Annotated in this window: 16 protein-coding genes; 7 read left to right on the forward strand and 9 right to left on the reverse strand. The window is 66.4% G+C overall.

The genetic code is table 11. From position 1 onward, the window contains the following. Nucleotides 1–25: 25 nt before the first annotated feature. A complete protein-coding gene (locus EU800_RS07540) occupies nucleotides 26–406 on the forward strand; it encodes a helix-turn-helix transcriptional regulator (RefSeq protein WP_129630201.1) in 381 nt (126 codons plus the stop codon). A 55-nt stretch (nucleotides 407–461) separates the two neighbouring features. After that, on the forward strand, nucleotides 462–1,517 hold the full coding sequence (locus EU800_RS07545; RefSeq protein ID WP_129630203.1) for a YeeE/YedE family protein: 1,056 nt from the start codon (nucleotides 462–464) through the stop codon (nucleotides 1,515–1,517). Between the two features lie 19 nt (nucleotides 1,518–1,536). On the opposite strand, the gene EU800_RS07550 is transcribed toward EU800_RS07545, so the two are convergent. After that, the gene (locus EU800_RS07550; protein WP_129630205.1) at nucleotides 1,537–1,890 is read right to left on the reverse strand and encodes a hypothetical protein; all 354 of its coding nucleotides are present in this window, start codon (nucleotides 1,888–1,890) and stop codon (nucleotides 1,537–1,539) included. A gap of 204 nt (nucleotides 1,891–2,094) precedes the next feature. Here EU800_RS07550 and EU800_RS07555 point away from each other — a divergent pair, with 204 nt between their 5' ends. Both EU800_RS07555 and EU800_RS07560 read left to right on the forward strand, forming a co-directional pair. Beyond that, nucleotides 2,095–2,667: a hypothetical protein gene (locus EU800_RS07555; protein WP_129630207.1), complete on the forward strand. Its 573-nt coding sequence runs from the start codon at nucleotides 2,095–2,097 to the stop codon at nucleotides 2,665–2,667. A gap of 90 nt (nucleotides 2,668–2,757) precedes the next feature. After that, a complete protein-coding gene (locus EU800_RS07560; RefSeq protein WP_129630209.1) occupies nucleotides 2,758–2,997 on the forward strand; it encodes an Lrp/AsnC ligand binding domain-containing protein in 240 nt (79 codons plus the stop codon). A gap of 18 nt (nucleotides 2,998–3,015) precedes the next feature. Here the strand turns inward: EU800_RS07560 and EU800_RS07565 are convergent, their stop codons facing one another. From EU800_RS07565 to EU800_RS07590, 6 genes are all read right to left on the reverse strand, one after another. Next, entirely contained in the window at nucleotides 3,016–3,279 is a 264-nt protein-coding gene (locus EU800_RS07565; RefSeq protein ID WP_129630211.1) for a hypothetical protein, read from the reverse strand. Nucleotides 3,280–3,472: 193 nt separating this feature from the next. Beyond that, on the reverse strand, nucleotides 3,473–4,423 hold the full coding sequence (locus EU800_RS07570) for an ABC transporter substrate-binding protein (protein WP_165354589.1): 951 nt from the start codon (nucleotides 4,421–4,423) through the stop codon (nucleotides 3,473–3,475). Nucleotides 4,424–4,467: 44 nt separating this feature from the next. Beyond that, a complete protein-coding gene (locus tag EU800_RS07575; protein WP_129630213.1) occupies nucleotides 4,468–5,460 on the reverse strand; it encodes an ABC transporter permease in 993 nt (330 codons plus the stop codon). Nucleotide 5,461: 1 nt separating this feature from the next. Further along, nucleotides 5,462–7,018 (reverse strand): sugar ABC transporter ATP-binding protein, encoded by a 1,557-nt coding sequence (locus tag EU800_RS07580; RefSeq protein WP_129630452.1) that lies wholly within the window; start codon nucleotides 7,016–7,018, stop codon nucleotides 5,462–5,464. A gap of 25 nt (nucleotides 7,019–7,043) precedes the next feature. After that, the gene (locus EU800_RS07585; RefSeq protein WP_129630215.1) at nucleotides 7,044–8,189 is read right to left on the reverse strand and encodes a Gfo/Idh/MocA family protein; all 1,146 of its coding nucleotides are present in this window, start codon (nucleotides 8,187–8,189) and stop codon (nucleotides 7,044–7,046) included. Between the two features lies 1 nt (nucleotide 8,190). After that, nucleotides 8,191–9,249, reverse strand: a complete 1,059-nt coding sequence (locus EU800_RS07590) for a sugar phosphate isomerase/epimerase (protein ID WP_129630217.1) — start codon at nucleotides 9,247–9,249, stop codon at nucleotides 8,191–8,193. 186 nt (nucleotides 9,250–9,435) lie between these two features. Between EU800_RS07590 and EU800_RS07595 the strand changes: the two genes are divergently transcribed. Next, entirely contained in the window at nucleotides 9,436–10,470 is a 1,035-nt protein-coding gene (locus EU800_RS07595; RefSeq protein ID WP_129630219.1) for a LacI family DNA-binding transcriptional regulator, read from the forward strand. Nucleotides 10,471–10,525: 55 nt separating this feature from the next. Next, the gene (locus EU800_RS07600; RefSeq protein WP_242500432.1) at nucleotides 10,526–11,845 is read left to right on the forward strand and encodes a cytochrome-c peroxidase; all 1,320 of its coding nucleotides are present in this window, start codon (nucleotides 10,526–10,528) and stop codon (nucleotides 11,843–11,845) included. A gap of 86 nt (nucleotides 11,846–11,931) precedes the next feature. On the opposite strand, the gene EU800_RS07605 is transcribed toward EU800_RS07600, so the two are convergent. Beyond that, nucleotides 11,932–13,485 (reverse strand): CRTAC1 family protein, encoded by a 1,554-nt coding sequence (locus tag EU800_RS07605; protein WP_129630223.1) that lies wholly within the window; start codon nucleotides 13,483–13,485, stop codon nucleotides 11,932–11,934. Beyond that, on the reverse strand, nucleotides 13,482–14,741 hold the full coding sequence (locus EU800_RS07610) for an ROK family transcriptional regulator (protein WP_129630225.1): 1,260 nt from the start codon (nucleotides 14,739–14,741) through the stop codon (nucleotides 13,482–13,484). The genes EU800_RS07605 and EU800_RS07610 overlap by 4 nt, the downstream gene beginning before the upstream one ends. A gap of 232 nt (nucleotides 14,742–14,973) precedes the next feature. On the opposite strand from EU800_RS07610, the gene xylF reads away from it, so the two are divergent. Beyond that, entirely contained in the window at nucleotides 14,974–15,999 is a 1,026-nt protein-coding gene (gene xylF / locus EU800_RS07615; protein WP_129630227.1) for a D-xylose ABC transporter substrate-binding protein, read from the forward strand. The last annotated feature ends 34 nt before the right edge of the window (nucleotides 16,000–16,033 follow it).

Below are 16,033 nucleotides of genomic sequence, written 5' to 3' on the forward strand. Positions count from 1 at the left end.
GCGCTTGGAAAGGAATGGAATGGACATGGAAGACCTTTCGAACCGCGAATCCAAGGCCAAGGCCATTTTGCCGATCATCAGCGAGCTGACGACGGACGAGGAAATTGACCAGATCGTCGACAAGGCCACGCAGGCATCGACCTTCCTCAAGGCGATCAGCCACGAGGGACGGCTGATGATCCTGTGCCACCTCGTGACCGGCGAGAAATCTGTGACCGAGCTGGAGAAACTGCTCTCCGCACGCCAGGCGGCGGTGAGCCAGCAACTCTCGCGGCTTCGGCTCGAGGGGCTGGTGCAGCCGCGCCGCGACGGCAAAACAATCTACTACTCCTTGACCGACGACCGCCCGCGCAAGATACTCGAGACCGTTTACGAGCTGTTCTGCAAGGACAGCGACGCCTGCTAGACCGGTAACGCGCGCATCAGACGCCTGTCCGGCGAGCCAGCTGGGGAGGGCTGTAATGGGCGACGCACTGGGAGACGCCACATTGGTGGCGATCTTCGGCTTTCTGGGAGGTCTGGGACTCGGGCTGGCCGCAAGGCTCGGCCGGTTCTGCACCCTCGGCGCCATCGAGGACGCACTCTATGGCGGCTCCGACATCCGGCTTCGCATGTGGGCCATCGCGATCGGCACCGCGGTTATCGGCAGTTTCGCGCTTGCCGCCGCCGGGTTGTTCGATCCCGAGACAAGCTTCTATCTCAACCGTGGCTGGAACCCCGTCGCCCACATCCTGGGCGGGCTGCTCTTTGGCTATGGCATGGCGCTGGCGGGCAATTGTGGCTACGGCGTCCTGGCACGCGTCGGCGGCGGCGACCTGCGCGCCTTCGTCATCGTGCTGGTGATGGCAATCGCCGCCTATTCGGTGATCTCCGGCCCCTTTGCCGCGCTGCGCGTCACGATTTTTCCTGACAACCTCTGGGCGACGGACGCCCCCGCGGGCTTCGCCCATCTTCTTGCCGGTGCGACGGGCCTGTCGCCGATCCCCGTCGGCATTGCCTTCGGCGCACTGATCCTGGCCGCGGCGCTCGCGCCCGCGCGGATGCGCCACGCACGCAAGGCAGTGTTCTGGGCGGTGGTCGTCGGCCTCGCCATAACCGCCGGCTGGGCAGGCACCGCCTGGGTCGCTGACCGCAGCTTCGGCGCGGTGCCGGTCGAGAGCCATACGTTCTCCGCGCCACTCGGCGACACCGTGCTCTTCACCATGCTGGCCTCGGGGATGAAAGTCAGCTTCGGCGTCGGTTCGGTCGTCGGTGTGCTCTGCGGCGCCTGCATTGGCTCGCTCCGGCGCGGCCATTTCCGCTGGGAGGCCTGCGAGGACCCGCGCGAACTGCGGCGCCAGATCGGTGGCGGGGTTCTGATGGGCTTCGGCGGCGCCATCGCCGTCGGCTGCTCGGTGGGACAGGGCCTCTCGGCCTTCTCGCTCCTCGCCTTCTCCGCACCGCTCACTCTCGGCGCCATCGTGATCGGCGCCTGGCTGGGCTTGCGCCAGCTGATCGGCGGCTTCGCCACGCTCTGAGCCGGAAGGCGCGCCCTCATCAGGGCTGGATGGTCTCGGCGTCCAGGTAGGAGAAGGCGACGCTCGCCGAGTGCGGCCCGTGGGTGTTGTCCTGGTACGAGAAGGACGTAAACGTCACCCGGGTAAAGAACTCGTGCTGGAAAAATGCACCGTCCTTCGCCATCGAGATCGTCATCTCGGCCTTGATACGCTTTGTCACCGCGAGATTGGCTAGGGACTGTCCACGCGGCAGCGCCACCACGACCCATCGGTCATCGTCGTTCCGGGGTCTCCGGTTCGCTCCGGGCGGGTGGCGGGAATAAACCGGTATCGCGCTTGGCGGGATATCCTTCGGCGACTCGACTGGCTTGGTGAAATACATCCAGATCGGCATGCAACCTCCTCCACCATGACAACCTGCGCCCGAATCGCTTGAACGGCAACAGCGACGCTCGGGCGGCTCGGCTTTGCACGACACCGGCAGCGGCCCGGAATGCCCTGACAACAAGCTGCATCGCGACCGCGCTCCGTGCCGCGTTCCGGGTAAGGCATTCCTTAAGGGATCTGCGCGATGAAAGGCGGGAAAGTGAGGTATGCCATGGCAAACGCGACCGTCCGGGAAGATTTCACCGCCCCCTCCCGCAGGCACGCGGCGCGGAACGAGGCGCCGCTCTCTAAACCTGACCGGGTCGCCACCGCCGCCGCTTCGATCCGCGAGGCTCCGAGCCTCGGCGAGCTCTTCGACCTCGGCGTCGACACGATCGTCTTTCGTAAGACCGGGAGAGACGCGCCTTGGGAGGCGCGTTCGGATTCGGACTGGCTCCGGGTCGCGCGCTGCATGTCGGGCGGCCGCGTCCGCCGGCGGCGCCGCCGGCCTGCCGACGCCGAGAGCGACGACTGGATCGCGCAGATCGATGATTTCGGCCATGCCGTGATCACCGGTTTCACGCTAGACGGGCCGTATCCGGACCGGTTGGACCTCGGCGAGTTCTCCGCCGCTTTCGGTGTATCCGTCCGGCCCGAACAGATCGCAGTTCGCGACGATGGCGACGGGAATGCCCGCCTGCACTTTCCCGCCGGCGAAACCGTGACGCTCTTGGGTATCGCACCCGACGAGCTCGACCCGCCCCGTCTCGTCGCGATGTGCCGCAGCGCGCGGCCGGGCAGATAGGCGATTGCGCCGGGCGCCATGTCGGCTAGTGTCGTGCCAACCGAGATCCGGACCGCCGGCCGGTCCGCCGATACCGAAAGGCACCTCCGCATGAGCCATTGCGTCTTCGTCCAGATCCGCTGCGCCCCCGGCACGACCTACGAGGTGGCCGACGCCATCGCGCTCCGCGAAATCCATTCCGAGCTGTTTTCGACCTCTGGCGAATACGACCTTCTTCTGAAGCTCTACATCCCCGAGGAGGAGGATATCGGCCATTTCATCAACGAGAACGTGGCCCGTATCCCCAATGTCCAGCGCACGCTGACCATAATGACTTTCCGCGCATTCTGATCGCGGCCTGCACCGCGATCAGCGCTGCTCGAGAGAGGACCGGACGAGGCTCCATTCCTCCTCGACCGGTCCCGGGTGACGAGTCCTGCCGGCACGGCGGTACCAGTAGGCTGCATTCGCGTCGTCCCCTTCGATCCGGTGGACCAGAGCGTGGATCCAGTCGTACTCCGACACGCCTTCCTGCGCCTGGCAGATCCGGTGCGCCTCCTCCATCTCCGGCCCTGGTTGGAAATTGCCGGCACTCAGGTAATCGAGCGCGGTGATAAGCTCTTCTTTCGACATGCCATGTCCTCGATCTGTTGCTGCCAGCGATGGTAGCGGTCGCCGTGCCAGTGACCAGCCGGAACCGGCCATCCAATTCATGTCCGGAAGCCTGACGCCAGCGACACCGCCCGCTAAGGGCGCCGAAACAAGATGCGCCCGGCGGAGTGTTCCGCCGGACGCAAAGCCCCATGGGGAAGTCGATCCCGCGGGATCAGAAGGGGCTGTCGGGGTAGTAGAACTTCTCGGCGTTGTCCTTGGTGATCAACACCGAGCCGATGACGAACTTGCCCGAGACGGGCGCGTTCGAGACGTAGTTAAGCGCCGTGATCTCGATCGCCGTGGCCGACATCGACGGCGGATAAGTCACGTTTGCCTTCACGTAGGGGTCGCCGTCGGCGACGCGCTTGACCATCTCCTTCATGCCGGCGCCGCCGAGCACCCACATCTCGTCCATCCGGCCGGATTCCTTGATCGCGGCCAGTACGCCGATCGCCATGTCGTCGTCAGAAGCCCAGACGGCGTCGATCTCGGGATATTTCGACAGGAAGTCCTGCATCACCGTGAAGGCGTCATCGCGGTTCCAGTTGCCATGCTCCATGCCGAGGATCTCGATGCCGGTGCCTTCGATCGCTGCCTGGAAGCCCTCGACACGCTCGTTGTCGATCGTCGTCGGAATGCCGCGCAGAACGACGATCTTGCCGCCGTCGGGCATCATTTCCTTGAAGAACTCACCGGAGACACGGCCGAAGCCCGGGTTGTCGCCAGCCACATAGAGATCCTCGATTCCTTCCTCGGAAAGTCCGCGGTCGATCACCGTTACCCAGGCGCCCGACTCCTTCACGCGCTTGACCGGCGCGGTCAGCGGTTCGGACTCGAAGGGCAGCACGACCAGCGCGTCGATGTTGCGCGTGGCCATCATGTCCTCGATGTCGTTGACCTGCTTGGCCGGATCCGAGGCGGTCGCGAGCACGAAGTCGAGCTCGGGATAGGTCGCCTCGAGCCGGTCGATCGCTGCCTGCGCGTGGAAATTCATGCCACCGGCCCAGCCGTGGGTCGCGGCCGGGATCGAGACGCCGATCACCGTGGTCTCCTGCGCCAGGGCCCCGGTCGCGCCGAGCGCCATCGCAATCGCCGTCGCTCCGAAGAGATGCTTCATTTTCATTGCCTTCCTCCCATGTTTTGCCCCGCGACGGGGCCTTGTTCCCGTCAGCGGGATGACTTCCTGGCGCGCTGCAGCACAACCGCCAGGATGATGATCACGCCCTGGATCGCCCCGTTGAGATAGGGGCTGACAAGGTCCGTGAGATTGAGAATGTTGTCGATGAGCCCGAGGATCAGGACCCCCACGACGGTGCCCCAGACCCGGCCGAAGCCGCCCGACAGCAACGTGCCGCCGATGATGACCGCGGCGATGGTCTCGAGTTCCCAGAGCAGGCCCGTGGAGTTCGAGGCCGAGCCAAGCCGCGGCACGTAGAGCACCGAGGCGAGACCGACCAGAGTGCCGAGCACCACATAGGTCATCATGCGCACGCGCTTGACGCGGACCGCCGAGTAGAGCGCCACCTGTTCGTTGGAACCGATGGCGGCGCAATGGCGGCCATAGGCAGTGTGGCGCATGGCGATCTCGCCCAGCACGGCGACGAGCGCGAAGACGATGATCGGCCAGCGGATGCCGAAGAGACCGCCGTAGTAGACCGGCTCGTAGAGCGAACCGAGCGAGAAATTCAGCGAGATCGTTCCGCCGTCCGCCATCCAGGTGACCAGCGAGCGAAAGATCACCATCGAACCCAGTGTGACGATGAATGCCTCAATTCCCATGCGCGTTATCAGGAAACCGTTGACCGCGCCGGCGAGCGCCCCGAGCGCGAGGCCGGCCCCCATGCCGATGAGGATCACGTTCCAGCTCGTGCCGAGCGAGGGGATCAGCGCGTTCATCACCATGATCATGATGCCGGCGATGAAGGCGGTCATCGACCCCACCGAAAGGTCGAGCCCGCCCGCGGTGATGACGAAGGTCATGCCGACGGCCATGATTCCAATGAAGGACGAGCGCGACAGCACGTTGGTGATGTTCCTGGAGGCGAGGAAATCGGGGTTGAGCGCCGTTCCGATCACCACCAGCACCACCAGCGCAAGGATCGGCCCGAGCGCCTGGAGTTCGAACCTGCGCCGTCGTGTTGCCGGGGCAGTCCCGGTCATGTCAGCCATCGCCATTGCCCTTCTGCTCGAGTCCCATAGCGAGGCGCACGATGGCGTCCTCGGTCACCTCGTCGCCGCTCACCTCGCCCTCGATCCGGCCGCGCCGCATGACGCAGACCCGGTCGCAGAGCCCGATCACCTCGGTCATCTCCGACGAGACAACCACCACCGAGCGGCCGGTCTCGGCAAGCTGGTGGATGAAGGTGTAGAATTGCTGCTTGGTGCCGACGTCGATGCCGCGGGTCGGCTCGTCGATCAGCACGATCTGCGGATCGGCCAGCATGATCTTGGCCAGCAGGACCTTCTGCTGGTTGCCGCCCGACATGTTGCCCACCAGCACCTCGCGCGACGGCGCGCGGATGTCGAACTCATCGATCGCCCGGTCGAGCGCAGCCTCTTCGGCCTTGCGGTCGATCAACCCGCGCGAGAACTTCTTCAGCGCCAGGAGCGTCAGGTTTCGCCGCATGTCCTGGGTCAGGATCAGCCCGTGCTCTTTGCGGTCCTCGGGCAGATAGACAAGGCCCGCCGCCATTGCCGCCTCGGCCGAGCCGAGCGTCAGCGGCCGGCCGTTGATCGAGACCGTTCCGGTGGCGTCGCGCACGCCGAAGAGCGCTTCCATCAACTCGGTGCGGCCAGAACCGACCAGCCCGGCAAAGCCGAGGATCTCGCCACGCCTCAGCGAGAAGGACACGTCCCGGACGACATTCCCGACAGAGAGGCCGCGCACCTCGAGCACCGGCTCGGTGCCGTCCGCCGGGCGTTTCGGCGGAAACATGTCCGAGAGGTCGCGCCCGACCATGGCTTCGGCCATCTGGTCCTCATTCATCTCGCCCCGAAGCGCAGTCCGCACGATGTGCCCGTCGCGCATCACGGTGATGCGATCGGCGATCCGGGCCACCTCGTCGAGCTTGTGCGAGGTATAGAGGATCGCCGTGCCCTCCGCCTTGAGCCTCTCGATCTGGCGGAACAGAACCTCGGTTTCGCGCGTCGTCAACGCCGCCGTAGGCTCGTCCATGATCAGCACGCGCGCCTTGCGTGTCAGTGCCTTGGCGATCTCGACCATCTGCTTTTCCGGCACCGAGATATCGGCGGTGCGCGCCGTCGGGTCGAGCGGCGTCTCCAGCCGCTCCAGCAATTCGCGCGCCTGTGCCCGCATCGCCCGATGATCGAGCAGCGGCCCGCGCCGGATCTCGTGACCGAGAAAGATGTTCTGCTCGACACTCAGAAGCTGCGCGAGGTTGAACTCCTGGTGGATCAGCGTCACGCCGCGCGCCTCGGCCTCGCGCGAGCTGGCGAAGCGGGCCGGCGCGCCGTCGAGTTCGACCGTGCCACCGGTCGGCGCGAGATAGCCCGACATGATCTTCATCGCCGTCGACTTGCCCGCGCCATTCTCGCCGATCAGCGCGTGGACCTCGCCCGGGAACAACTCGAACGAAATGTCGAAGAGGACCTGCACCGGCCCGAAGGACCGCTGCGCGTCGCGCAGCGCGAGCACAGGCGCGGCGGCCGGCCCGGCCACAGGGGCCGGTTTCGGTCCGCCGCGCTTGGCGGTTTCCATCGCCTCGGTGATGGTCATCCGAACCTCATGCGAGCGTGACCCAGGCCGCGTTGCGCGCCGAGGAGCGCACGCAGGCATCGACGAAGGCCACGCCCAGCAGCCCGTCCTCGACGGTCGGGAACAGGACGTCCTTCGGGATCGCCTCGCCCGCCTGCTTGGCGCGGATTGCGCGAGCGGCCTCGGTGTAGATATTCGCGAAACCTTCGAGATACCCTTCCGGATGACCACCGGGCACGCGCGAGACCCGCGCCGCCACGTCCCGGGCACCGGCGCCCGCGCGCGTCAGCAGCCGCTTCGGCTCGCCGAAGGGCGTATGCCAGAGGTAGTTGGGATCCTCCTGCGCCCATTCCAGGCCGCCCTTATCCCCATAGACCCTAATGCGAAGGGCGTTCTCGTTGCCCGGCGCGACCTGGGAGCACCAGAGCATGCCCCGCGCACCGCCCTTGAAGCGCAGCATCACGTGGCCGTTGTCGTCGACCCGGCGGCCCGGCACGAAGCTCTGGAGATCGGCCGCCAGCGCTTCCAGCTCGAGCCCGCTGACAAAGCTCGCGAGGTTGAAGGCGTGGGTGCCGATGTCGCCGGTCGAGCCGCCTGCGCCGGAGCGCTCGGGGTCGGTGCGCCATTCCGATTGCTTGTTGGTCCCGGTTTGCTCGACCGCCGTGGTCAGCCAGTCCTGCGGATACTCGACCTGCACCACGCGGATCGTGCCGAGCTCGCCCGCCGCGACCATCTCGCGCGCCTGCCGCACCATCGGATAGCCGGTGTAATTATGCGTCAGTGCAAAGACCGCGTCGCTCTCGGCGGCGAGCTTGGCGAGCTTGCGCGCATCCGGCAGCGTCGATGTCAGCGGCTTGTCGCAGATCACGTGGATGCCGCGCTTAAGGAACTCCCGCGCCGCCGGGTAGTGGACGTGATTCGGCGTGACGATCGCCACCGCCTCGATCCCGTCCTTCAGCCGCTTCTCGCGAATCGCCATCTCGCGGAAATCCGAATAGATCCGGTCGGGAGCAAGGCCGAGCGCCTCGCCGCTCTCCTTCGCCCGCTCCGGCGTGGAGGAGAGCGCCCCGGCCACCAGTTCGTATTCCCCGTCGATCCGCGCCGCGATGCGGTGGACCGCGCCGATGAAGGCGTCCTTGCCGCCGCCGACCATGCCCAGCTTGATACGTGCCATGTCAGTCTCCGATTCCCAGCATCTTCCGGTTCGCTGCCTCGTCGGTCCCGCCGCTGGCGAAATCGTCGAAAGCCACCTCGGTGACGCGGATGATGTGATCGCGGACGAACTGCGCCCCTTCCCGCGCCCCGTCCTCCGGGTGTTTGAGGCAGCATTCCCATTCGACCACGGCCCAGCCGTCGAAATCATTGGCCGCCATCTTCGAGAAGACCGCGCCGAAATCGACCTGCCCGTCGCCGAGCGACCGGAACCGCCCGGCACGGTCCACCCAGGGCTGGTAGCCGGAATAGACGCCCTGCCGGCCGGTCGGGTTGAACTCCGCGTCCTTGACGTGGAACATCCCGATCCGGTCCTTGTAGATGTCGATATTGTCCAGATAATCGAGGCATTGCAGGACGTAGTGGCTCGGATCGTAGAGCATCTTGGCGCGCGCGTGGCGGCCGGTCCGCTCCCAGAACATCTCGTAGGTCACCCCGTCATGCAGGTCCTCGCCCGGATGGATCTCGTAGCAGACATCCACGCCACATTCCTCGGCATGGTCCAGGAGCGGCTTCCAGCGCCGGGCCAGCTCGTCGAAGGCGGTGTCGATCAATCCCGCCGGCCGCTGCGGCCAGGGATAGATGAACGGCCAGGCCAGCGCGCCGGAGAAGGTCGCATGCGCCGTGATTCCCATGTTACGCGACGCCGTGAGCGCCTTCTTCACCTGATCGACCGCCCATTCCTGGCGTGCTGTCGGGTTGCCGCGCACCTCAGGGGCCGCGAAACCGTCGAAGGCGGTGTCATAGGCGGGGTGGACAGCCACGAGCTGGCCCTGGAGATGCGTCGAAAGTTCCGTCACTTCGACGCCGTTGGCCGCCGCCACGCCCTTGAACTCGTCGCAGTAATCCTTGCTCTCGGCCGCCTTCGCGAGGTCGATCAGGCGCCCGTCCCAGCTTGGCACCTGAACGCCGGCATAGCCGCAATCGGCGGCCCATTTGGTGATGCTGTCCCAAGAGTTGAACGGCGCCGCGTCGCCGGCGAACTGCGCCAGGAACAGGGCGGGCCCCTTGATCGTCTTCATCGCTTGCCTCCCTGCCGGTCAACGAGAACCGCGCTCCGCGCAGCCCCTCCCCGGCATATGCGAATCGTTGATGTAATCCTTTACATCGGCATAATATTTTGCGTGTAATCGATTACAAGGCCAAATCCGCGCAGGCTGCAGATCGACGCATCCGGCATCGATCCGTCGCGGAACCGAAGGAGAAAGATGCTGCGCGCGCCATCCATTCGCGATGTCGCCCAGGCCGCCGGGGTATCGACGGCAACCGTGAGCCGAACGCTCACCAATCCCGACGTGGTCAGCGAGATCACGCGCGAGGCGGTCTTCCGCGCCATTCGCGAGACCGGTTATGTCGTCAATCAGGCGGCGCGGAACCTGCGCCGGCGCGAGACCGGTGCAGTGGCCGTGCTCCTGCCAAATATCGCCAACCCGTTCTTCTCGCGCATCCTCTCGGGCATCGCCGAGGTGATGTCGGAAGCCGGGCTCAACGTCTTCATCAACGACACCACGCCGGTGACGCGCGACGAGCACCGGTTCCCGGAATATGCCAGCCACGCCCATGTCGACGGGCTGATCGTCCTCGACGGGATGCTGCGCCACGACGCGCTGCTCGACCGAGGCCCGCCCGAGCTTCGTCCGCCATTGGTTTTCGCCTGCGAATGGATCGAGCAGGTCGCGCGGCCGAAGGTCACGATCGACAACCACGCCGCGGCGGCGCAGGCGATACGCCACTTGCTGGCGCTCGGGCACAGGCGAATCGGTCACGCCTGCGGACCGCCTGGGAACGTGCTGAGCATCGCCCGGCTCGCGGGCGCGCGGGCGGCGCTTGCCGAGGCAGGCCTGTCGCTTCCCGACGCCTGGGCCTTCCCGGGGGATTTCTCGCTCGAATCCGGCGCGGCGGCGGCGCGCGCCTGGCACGCGGCAGCAGATCGCCCGACGGCCGTCTTCTGCGCTTCCGACGAGATGGCCCTCGGCTTCATCGGCGAGGCGCAACGCCGTGGGATCAAGGTGCCGGACGAGATTTCGGTGGTCGGGTTCGACGACCTAGAGATGGCGAGCCACGCCGTCCCCGCCCTGACGACGATCCACCAACCGCGCGCCGATATCGGAAGGGCGGCGGCGCGGATGCTGCTGGAGCGGATGCTACTGGCACCGGCCGAACGGGTCGCCCGCCCTGCCCCGCATGTCGTTTTGCCGGTCACGCTGGCGGTGCGCGAAAGCACCGCGCCCCCGCCGCGCTGATCTTCGCAAGCCCGCGTCCCGGCGCTACACTCGCCCGAAACACCCGGAGGTCCCGTTGACACGTCTTGCCCCGCTTCTCGCCTGCCTCCTCGCCGCCCCGGCCGCTGCCGCGGACCTGCCGCTACCGGTCACCGACGCGGCATATGCCGAGGTAAACCAAGGACTGGTCGCAGTCGGGCGCCTGCTGTTCTGGGACCCGATCCTCTCGGGCAACCGGAACATCTCCTGTGCGACCTGCCACCACCCGCGTTTCGGCACGTCGGACGGTGTCTCACTCGATCTCGGCGAAGGCGCGACCGGGCTCGGACCGGACCGCCGCCCGGACCCCGACAACATGCCCGAGCAGCGCATCCCGCGAAACGCGCCCGGGCTTTTCAACCTCGGAGCGACGGAATTCACCACGCTGTTCCACGACGGCCGGATCCAGACGGACCCGGACCGCCCCAGCGGATTGCGCACGCCGCTCGACCAGGAGATGGTCCAGGGCTTCTCCGGCGTGCTCTCGGCGCAGACCATGTTCCCGGTGCTCTCGCAGGACGAGATGGCGGGCCATTACAGCGAAAACGAGGTCTCCAAGGCGGTTCGTTCGGGCCGGATCACCGGCGACGGCGGCGCCTGGGATCTGATTGCGGCCCGGGTGCGGGCGATCCCGGAATACCAGGCGGCCTTCGCGGCCGCGCTGCCGGAGGTGGCCGCAGGCAGGCCGATCGCCTTTACCGACGTCTCGGACGCCATCGCCGATTTCGTCGCATGGGAATGGCGCTCCGACGACAGCCCCTTCGACCGCCACCTGCGCGGCGAGGCGCCGCTCACCGGTGAGGCGCTGCGCGGCATGGAACTCTTCTACGGCGATGCCGGCTGCTCCACATGCCATTCCGGCCCATTCCAGACCGACCACGCCTTCCACGCGATGGGCGTGCCGCAGTTCGGTCCCGGAAAGGCCGAGCGTTTCGAACGTCATTCGCGCGACGAGGGCCGCTTTCGTGTCACTGGCCACGCCGAAGACCTCTATGCCTTCCGAACCCCATCCCTGCGCAACGTGACGCTCACCGCCCCTTATGGCCACACCGGCTCCCACCGCGACCTCGGCGGATTCATCGCCTACCACCTCGACCCGGCCACCGGGATCGCGCAGTTCGACCGGAGCCAGACGATCCTTCAGGAGTTCGACGGCAAGCCGCTCTGGGCCGCGTTGGACGACCCCGAGGAGAAAGGCCGCATCCTCGCTGCGCTCGACACCACGCCGGTCAACCTGTCCGAGGCCGATCTCGCTGCGCTCCTGGCGTTCCTGGAGAGTCTGACCGGCGACATGGGAGCAGACGGCCGGCTGGGCATACCCGAGACCGTTCCGAGCGGATTGCCAGTGGATCGCTAACATCACCGGCCGCGAACGGAGCGCAGCCCCCGTCGCCGCCTGCGCGACGACTCCCCCGGGACATTTTCGAACAGAAGACGCCGGGACTACTCGATCACGCTCATGTCGAGGCCACCGTCTTGCCCGCGCCAAAGCTCGACGGAGCAATTGGCGTGGATCTTTTGCCAGTCGCTCACCGCGCCATCCGGCCAGATCACGCGAGCCTCGACCTCCTCCGCCGCGCCGAGGCCGAAATGCTCCGGCAGGCTCCGGCCCGAAACGTGGCCACCGCCGGAGGTCAGTTCACGCGCCACGATCGCGCCGTCCGCCCCGCGCAACTCGACCCAGGCACCGATTGCGAAACCGTTCACACCGTCCTGGCGGGGACGGATCTGCAACCAGTTGCCGGCGGCTTCGGTCGCGTTGCGATAGAGCTCCATGGGTGCGCGACGGTTGACCACGGCGAGATCGAGCCGTCCGTCACCATCGAAATCGGCCAGTGCAGCACCGCGCGATCGATCGAGCGTCGCTACGCCGGCTTCGACCGAGCGCTCGGCGAAGGTGCCGTCAGCCTGCTGGATCAGCAGGTTGTTGGGGTCGTTGATCGCGTTCGAGGGCATCTGGTCAACATTGCCCTTGGCGATGAACAGGTCGTCTCGGCCGTCGTTGTTCACATCGCCGAACTGCGCCGTCCAGCCGGTCGAGGGGCGGCCATCGTCGCCCAGATGCGGCCGTTGCGCGAAGGTGCCGATGGTATAGGGCGCGAGCCGGTAGCCGCTTTCGCCATCGGACAGAAGTGTCAGTTGGTCGGCCATCGAGGTCAGCACCAAGTCGGGACGACCGTCGCCCGAGATGTCGCGGCTGGCGATGCCCATGCCCCAGATCGAGATCTTCTCCCAGCCATCCGCGTCTCCGAGCAGGCGCGGCTCCTCGTCCATGCGCCACATCTGCTCCGAACCGCCACGCACGTAGTAATGGCGGTCGTTTGAGACGCGGAGGTCCTGGCGACCGCTGCGGGTCCAGTCGGAGAAGAGCATGGAGAGGGCGCAGAAGCCGGGCTCGAGGATCCGGGGCGGGCGATAGCGCTCGCCCTCGGGCCGGTGCAGTTCGTTCACGTCGCAGGCTTCGAACGGGCCCTCGGGGTCGTCGCGGTCGACGTAATTGCCGATGGCGAGCGTGGGCAGGGTATTTCCCGGTTCCCATGTCGCGGAAAAGGCAGTGGACCAGCGTGCGCCGCCATCGAAACCGAGCGCGGCGGTCGCGTCTTCGAAGTGGCAATCGCCCTGCCCGTGCAGGAGAATGTTCGTGCCGACACGCAGCACGGCGAGGTCAAGGATGCCGTCGCTGTCGATGTCGAGCGGATAGGCGCCCGTGACGCCGGAAAGCTCCGGCACGCCCTCGCCGAGCTCGAATTCAAGAGCAGATCCCGGACTCTCCGTCCGGTTCACGAAGAGCCGCGCCGGCGCGGTGCCACCGGCGGCGTAGATCTCCGGGCGCGCGTCGTCGTTGCAGTCGAAGACCGCCAGGCCTCCGCCGACGAAATGCTCCCAGCCGCCGGAATAGACGTGCTCGACGGGCAGCGCCGCGCGCGCGTCGACGAAGCGGACCTCGCCGGCAAAGGCAGGTCCGGCCATCAGGGCCAGGATCATGGCAGCTTTCATCCCGACGCCTCCCGCGCCCTCTCCTGCGTGACCTTAGCCAGCGCCAGCGTCGCCGCGCCGCGGGCCCAGACAAGGTCGCCCCAGGCGTTGGTCTCGATCGGCGGCAGGGCGCGACCGACATTCAGCGACAGCGTGCGCGCCTCCCGCAACACCTCCTCCGCATAGAGATAGTCATATCTCATCCGCGCGCCCGAAAGGATCACAAGCGAGGGATCGAAGAGGTTGATGACATTGGCCAGCCCCGCGGCGAGGAAGCGACCGGCGCGGCGGAAGATCGTGCGGGCCGCCTCGTTGCCCGCCTTGGCCTGGTCGTAGAGGCTCTCAAGGATCACCTGTGCGGAGCCCGAGGCCGTGCGGTGCATGTCGAGCGCCACCCCGGCCTCGCGCACAAGCGCGTAGTCCGAGACATAGGCTTCCAGGCAGCCGCGCTGGCCGCAGCGACAGAGCGCCCCGTCATGCTGCACCTTGGTGTGGCCGAGTTCCATGCCGACCGAATGGGCGCCGCGATAGAGCTGGTGGTTCATCACCAGCCCCATGCCGACGCCGTATTCCAGCGTCACCACGGCGAAATCGGCGAGTTCACGCCCAGCGCCATACCATAACTCCGCCAGCGTCAGCAGGTTGGCGTCATTGTCGACCTCGACCGGCAAACCGAGTCGCTCGGACATCATCGCAGCGATGGGAAGCCCGGTCTCGCGGATGATCGGCGACCAGAGCGAGATGCCCCGGGCGTGGTCGACCATCCCGGGCACACCGATTCCGACAGCGGACAGCGCGTCGCGGCGCATTCCGGCCTCGGCCAGCATCCGCGCCAGCAGATCCTCGGCCTCCCCGGCCAGCAGTTCGAAATCGGACCGAAGACTGCTGCGCGACAGGCTTGCCTCGGCCACAGGCTGACCGGCGAAATCGACGATGACGCCGGTATGCATCAGGTCCGAGAGCTTGATGCCGGCGACATAACCGGCCTCGGGACGCACGGCGAGCGCGACCGGCGGACGGCCACGGCCGCCGGGCTCGCGCGGCGCCTCGACCTCAACCAGAAGACCGGACGACTTCAGGTCGGCCACCAGCGTGCTCACGGTGGCCGGGCTCACCGCGAGCCGCTTCGCGACGTCGATTCGCGGGATCTGCCCCTGCGAGCGCACGCAATCGAAGATCTGCTGCCGGAGCGGCGGCACCGTCGAATCATGGGCCGGAAAGATCGGGCCACATCCTGCGGGCGGGAGACTTGCGGCCGGCAGATCCCGCGCGTTCACTGGCGCATTTCCTTCACCCCTCCAAAGAAATCACTTTCTGCATCGCAGAAACTGTGACCGCAAACATGCATTTCTCGTATGATCCAGTCATTTTCTGGTGCCAAACGCCGTCACAAGCCTGATTTTTATTTTGACAAGTAAATTAATTTAGTCAATCCTCTTGTGTGGAACGGCTGCCTGCGAAGGAGCCGTCCGCCCAAAACGCATAGGGCAGACAATTCGGGAGGAATTCATGCGTAACCTTTTCATCGCGGCTGCCGCACTGACAACCGCTTTCACCACGACCGCGCTCGCGCAGGACCTCACGGTCGGCGTCAGCTGGTCGAACTTCCAGGAAGAGCGCTGGAAGACCGACGAGGCCGCGATGGTGGCAGCCCTCGAGGCCGGTGGCGCCAACTACGTCTCGGCGGACGCGCAATCTTCGTCTTCCAAGCAGCTTTCGGATATCGAAGCGCTGATGGCCCAGGGTGTCGACGCGCTGATCGTGCTTGCCCAGGACACCGAGGCAATCATCCCTGCCGTGCAGGCTGCTGCCGACGAGGGCATCCCGGTCATCGCCTATGACCGCCTGATCGAGGATCCGCGCGCCTTCTACCTGACCTTCGACAACGTCGAGGTCGGCCGGATGCAGGCCCGCGCGGTCTTTGCCGCTGCACCGACGGGCAACTACGTAATGATCAAGGGCTCGCCCACCGACCCGAACGCGGACTTCCTCCGTGGCGGCCAGCAGGAAATCCTGCAGGCGGCGATCGATTCCGGTGACATCACCATCGTCGGCGAGGCTTATACAGACGGCTGGCTGCCCGCCAACGCACAGCGCAACATGGAGCAGATCCTGACCGCCAACGACAACAAGGTCGATGCCGTGGTTGCCTCCAACGACGGCACCGCCGGCGGAGTCGTGGCCGCGCTTACCGCTCAGGGCATGGACGGGATCCCGGTCTCCGGCCAAGACGGCGACCATGCCGCTCTGAACCGCGTCGCCAAGGGCACCCAGACGGTCTCTGTCTGGAAAGACGCGCGCGACCTCGGCCGCAACGCCGGCGAAATCGCCGTGGCGCTCGCGGGCGGCACGGCGATGGCCGATATCGACGGGGCCATCGAATGGACCTCGCCGTCGGGCACCACGATGACCGCCAAGTTCCTCGAACCGGTCCCGGTGACTGCCGAGAACCTGACCGTGGTCACCGATGCCGGCTGGATCTCGGTCGATGCGCTCTGTCAGGGCGTCGAGAGCGGCCCCGCTCCCTGTAACTGAGCGCCACTCGCACGAGCAAACGAGTCCTGAAGCA

This window comes from Tropicimonas sp. IMCC6043 (assembly GCF_004146235.1).
Taxonomy (GTDB): domain Bacteria; phylum Pseudomonadota; class Alphaproteobacteria; order Rhodobacterales; family Rhodobacteraceae; genus Tropicimonas.

Bases quoted from the DNA above. Each gene is read 5' to 3' on its own strand.
- EU800_RS07540 (WP_129630201.1), top strand. From the start codon at position 26: ATGGAAGACCTTTCGAACCGCGAATCCAAGGCCAAGGCCATTTTGCCG.
- EU800_RS07545 (WP_129630203.1), top strand. From the start codon at position 462: ATGGGCGACGCACTGGGAGACGCCACATTGGTGGCGATCTTCGGCTTT.
- EU800_RS07550 (WP_129630205.1), bottom strand. From the start codon at position 1,890: ATGCCGATCTGGATGTATTTCACCAAGCCAGTCGAGTCGCCGAAGGAT.
- EU800_RS07555 (WP_129630207.1), top strand. From the start codon at position 2,095: ATGGCAAACGCGACCGTCCGGGAAGATTTCACCGCCCCCTCCCGCAGG.
- EU800_RS07560 (WP_129630209.1), top strand. From the start codon at position 2,758: ATGAGCCATTGCGTCTTCGTCCAGATCCGCTGCGCCCCCGGCACGACC.
- EU800_RS07565 (WP_129630211.1), bottom strand. From the start codon at position 3,279: ATGTCGAAAGAAGAGCTTATCACCGCGCTCGATTACCTGAGTGCCGGC.
- EU800_RS07570 (WP_165354589.1), bottom strand. From the start codon at position 4,423: ATGAAAATGAAGCATCTCTTCGGAGCGACGGCGATTGCGATGGCGCTC.
- EU800_RS07575 (WP_129630213.1), bottom strand. From the start codon at position 5,460: ATGACCGGGACTGCCCCGGCAACACGACGGCGCAGGTTCGAACTCCAG.
- EU800_RS07580 (WP_129630452.1), bottom strand. From the start codon at position 7,018: ATGGAAACCGCCAAGCGCGGCGGACCGAAACCGGCCCCTGTGGCCGGG.
- EU800_RS07585 (WP_129630215.1), bottom strand. From the start codon at position 8,189: ATGGCACGTATCAAGCTGGGCATGGTCGGCGGCGGCAAGGACGCCTTC.
- EU800_RS07590 (WP_129630217.1), bottom strand. From the start codon at position 9,249: ATGAAGACGATCAAGGGGCCCGCCCTGTTCCTGGCGCAGTTCGCCGGC.
- EU800_RS07595 (WP_129630219.1), top strand. From the start codon at position 9,436: ATGCTGCGCGCGCCATCCATTCGCGATGTCGCCCAGGCCGCCGGGGTA.
- EU800_RS07605 (WP_129630223.1), bottom strand. From the start codon at position 13,485: ATGAAAGCTGCCATGATCCTGGCCCTGATGGCCGGACCTGCCTTTGCC.
- xylF (WP_129630227.1), top strand. From the start codon at position 14,974: ATGCGTAACCTTTTCATCGCGGCTGCCGCACTGACAACCGCTTTCACC.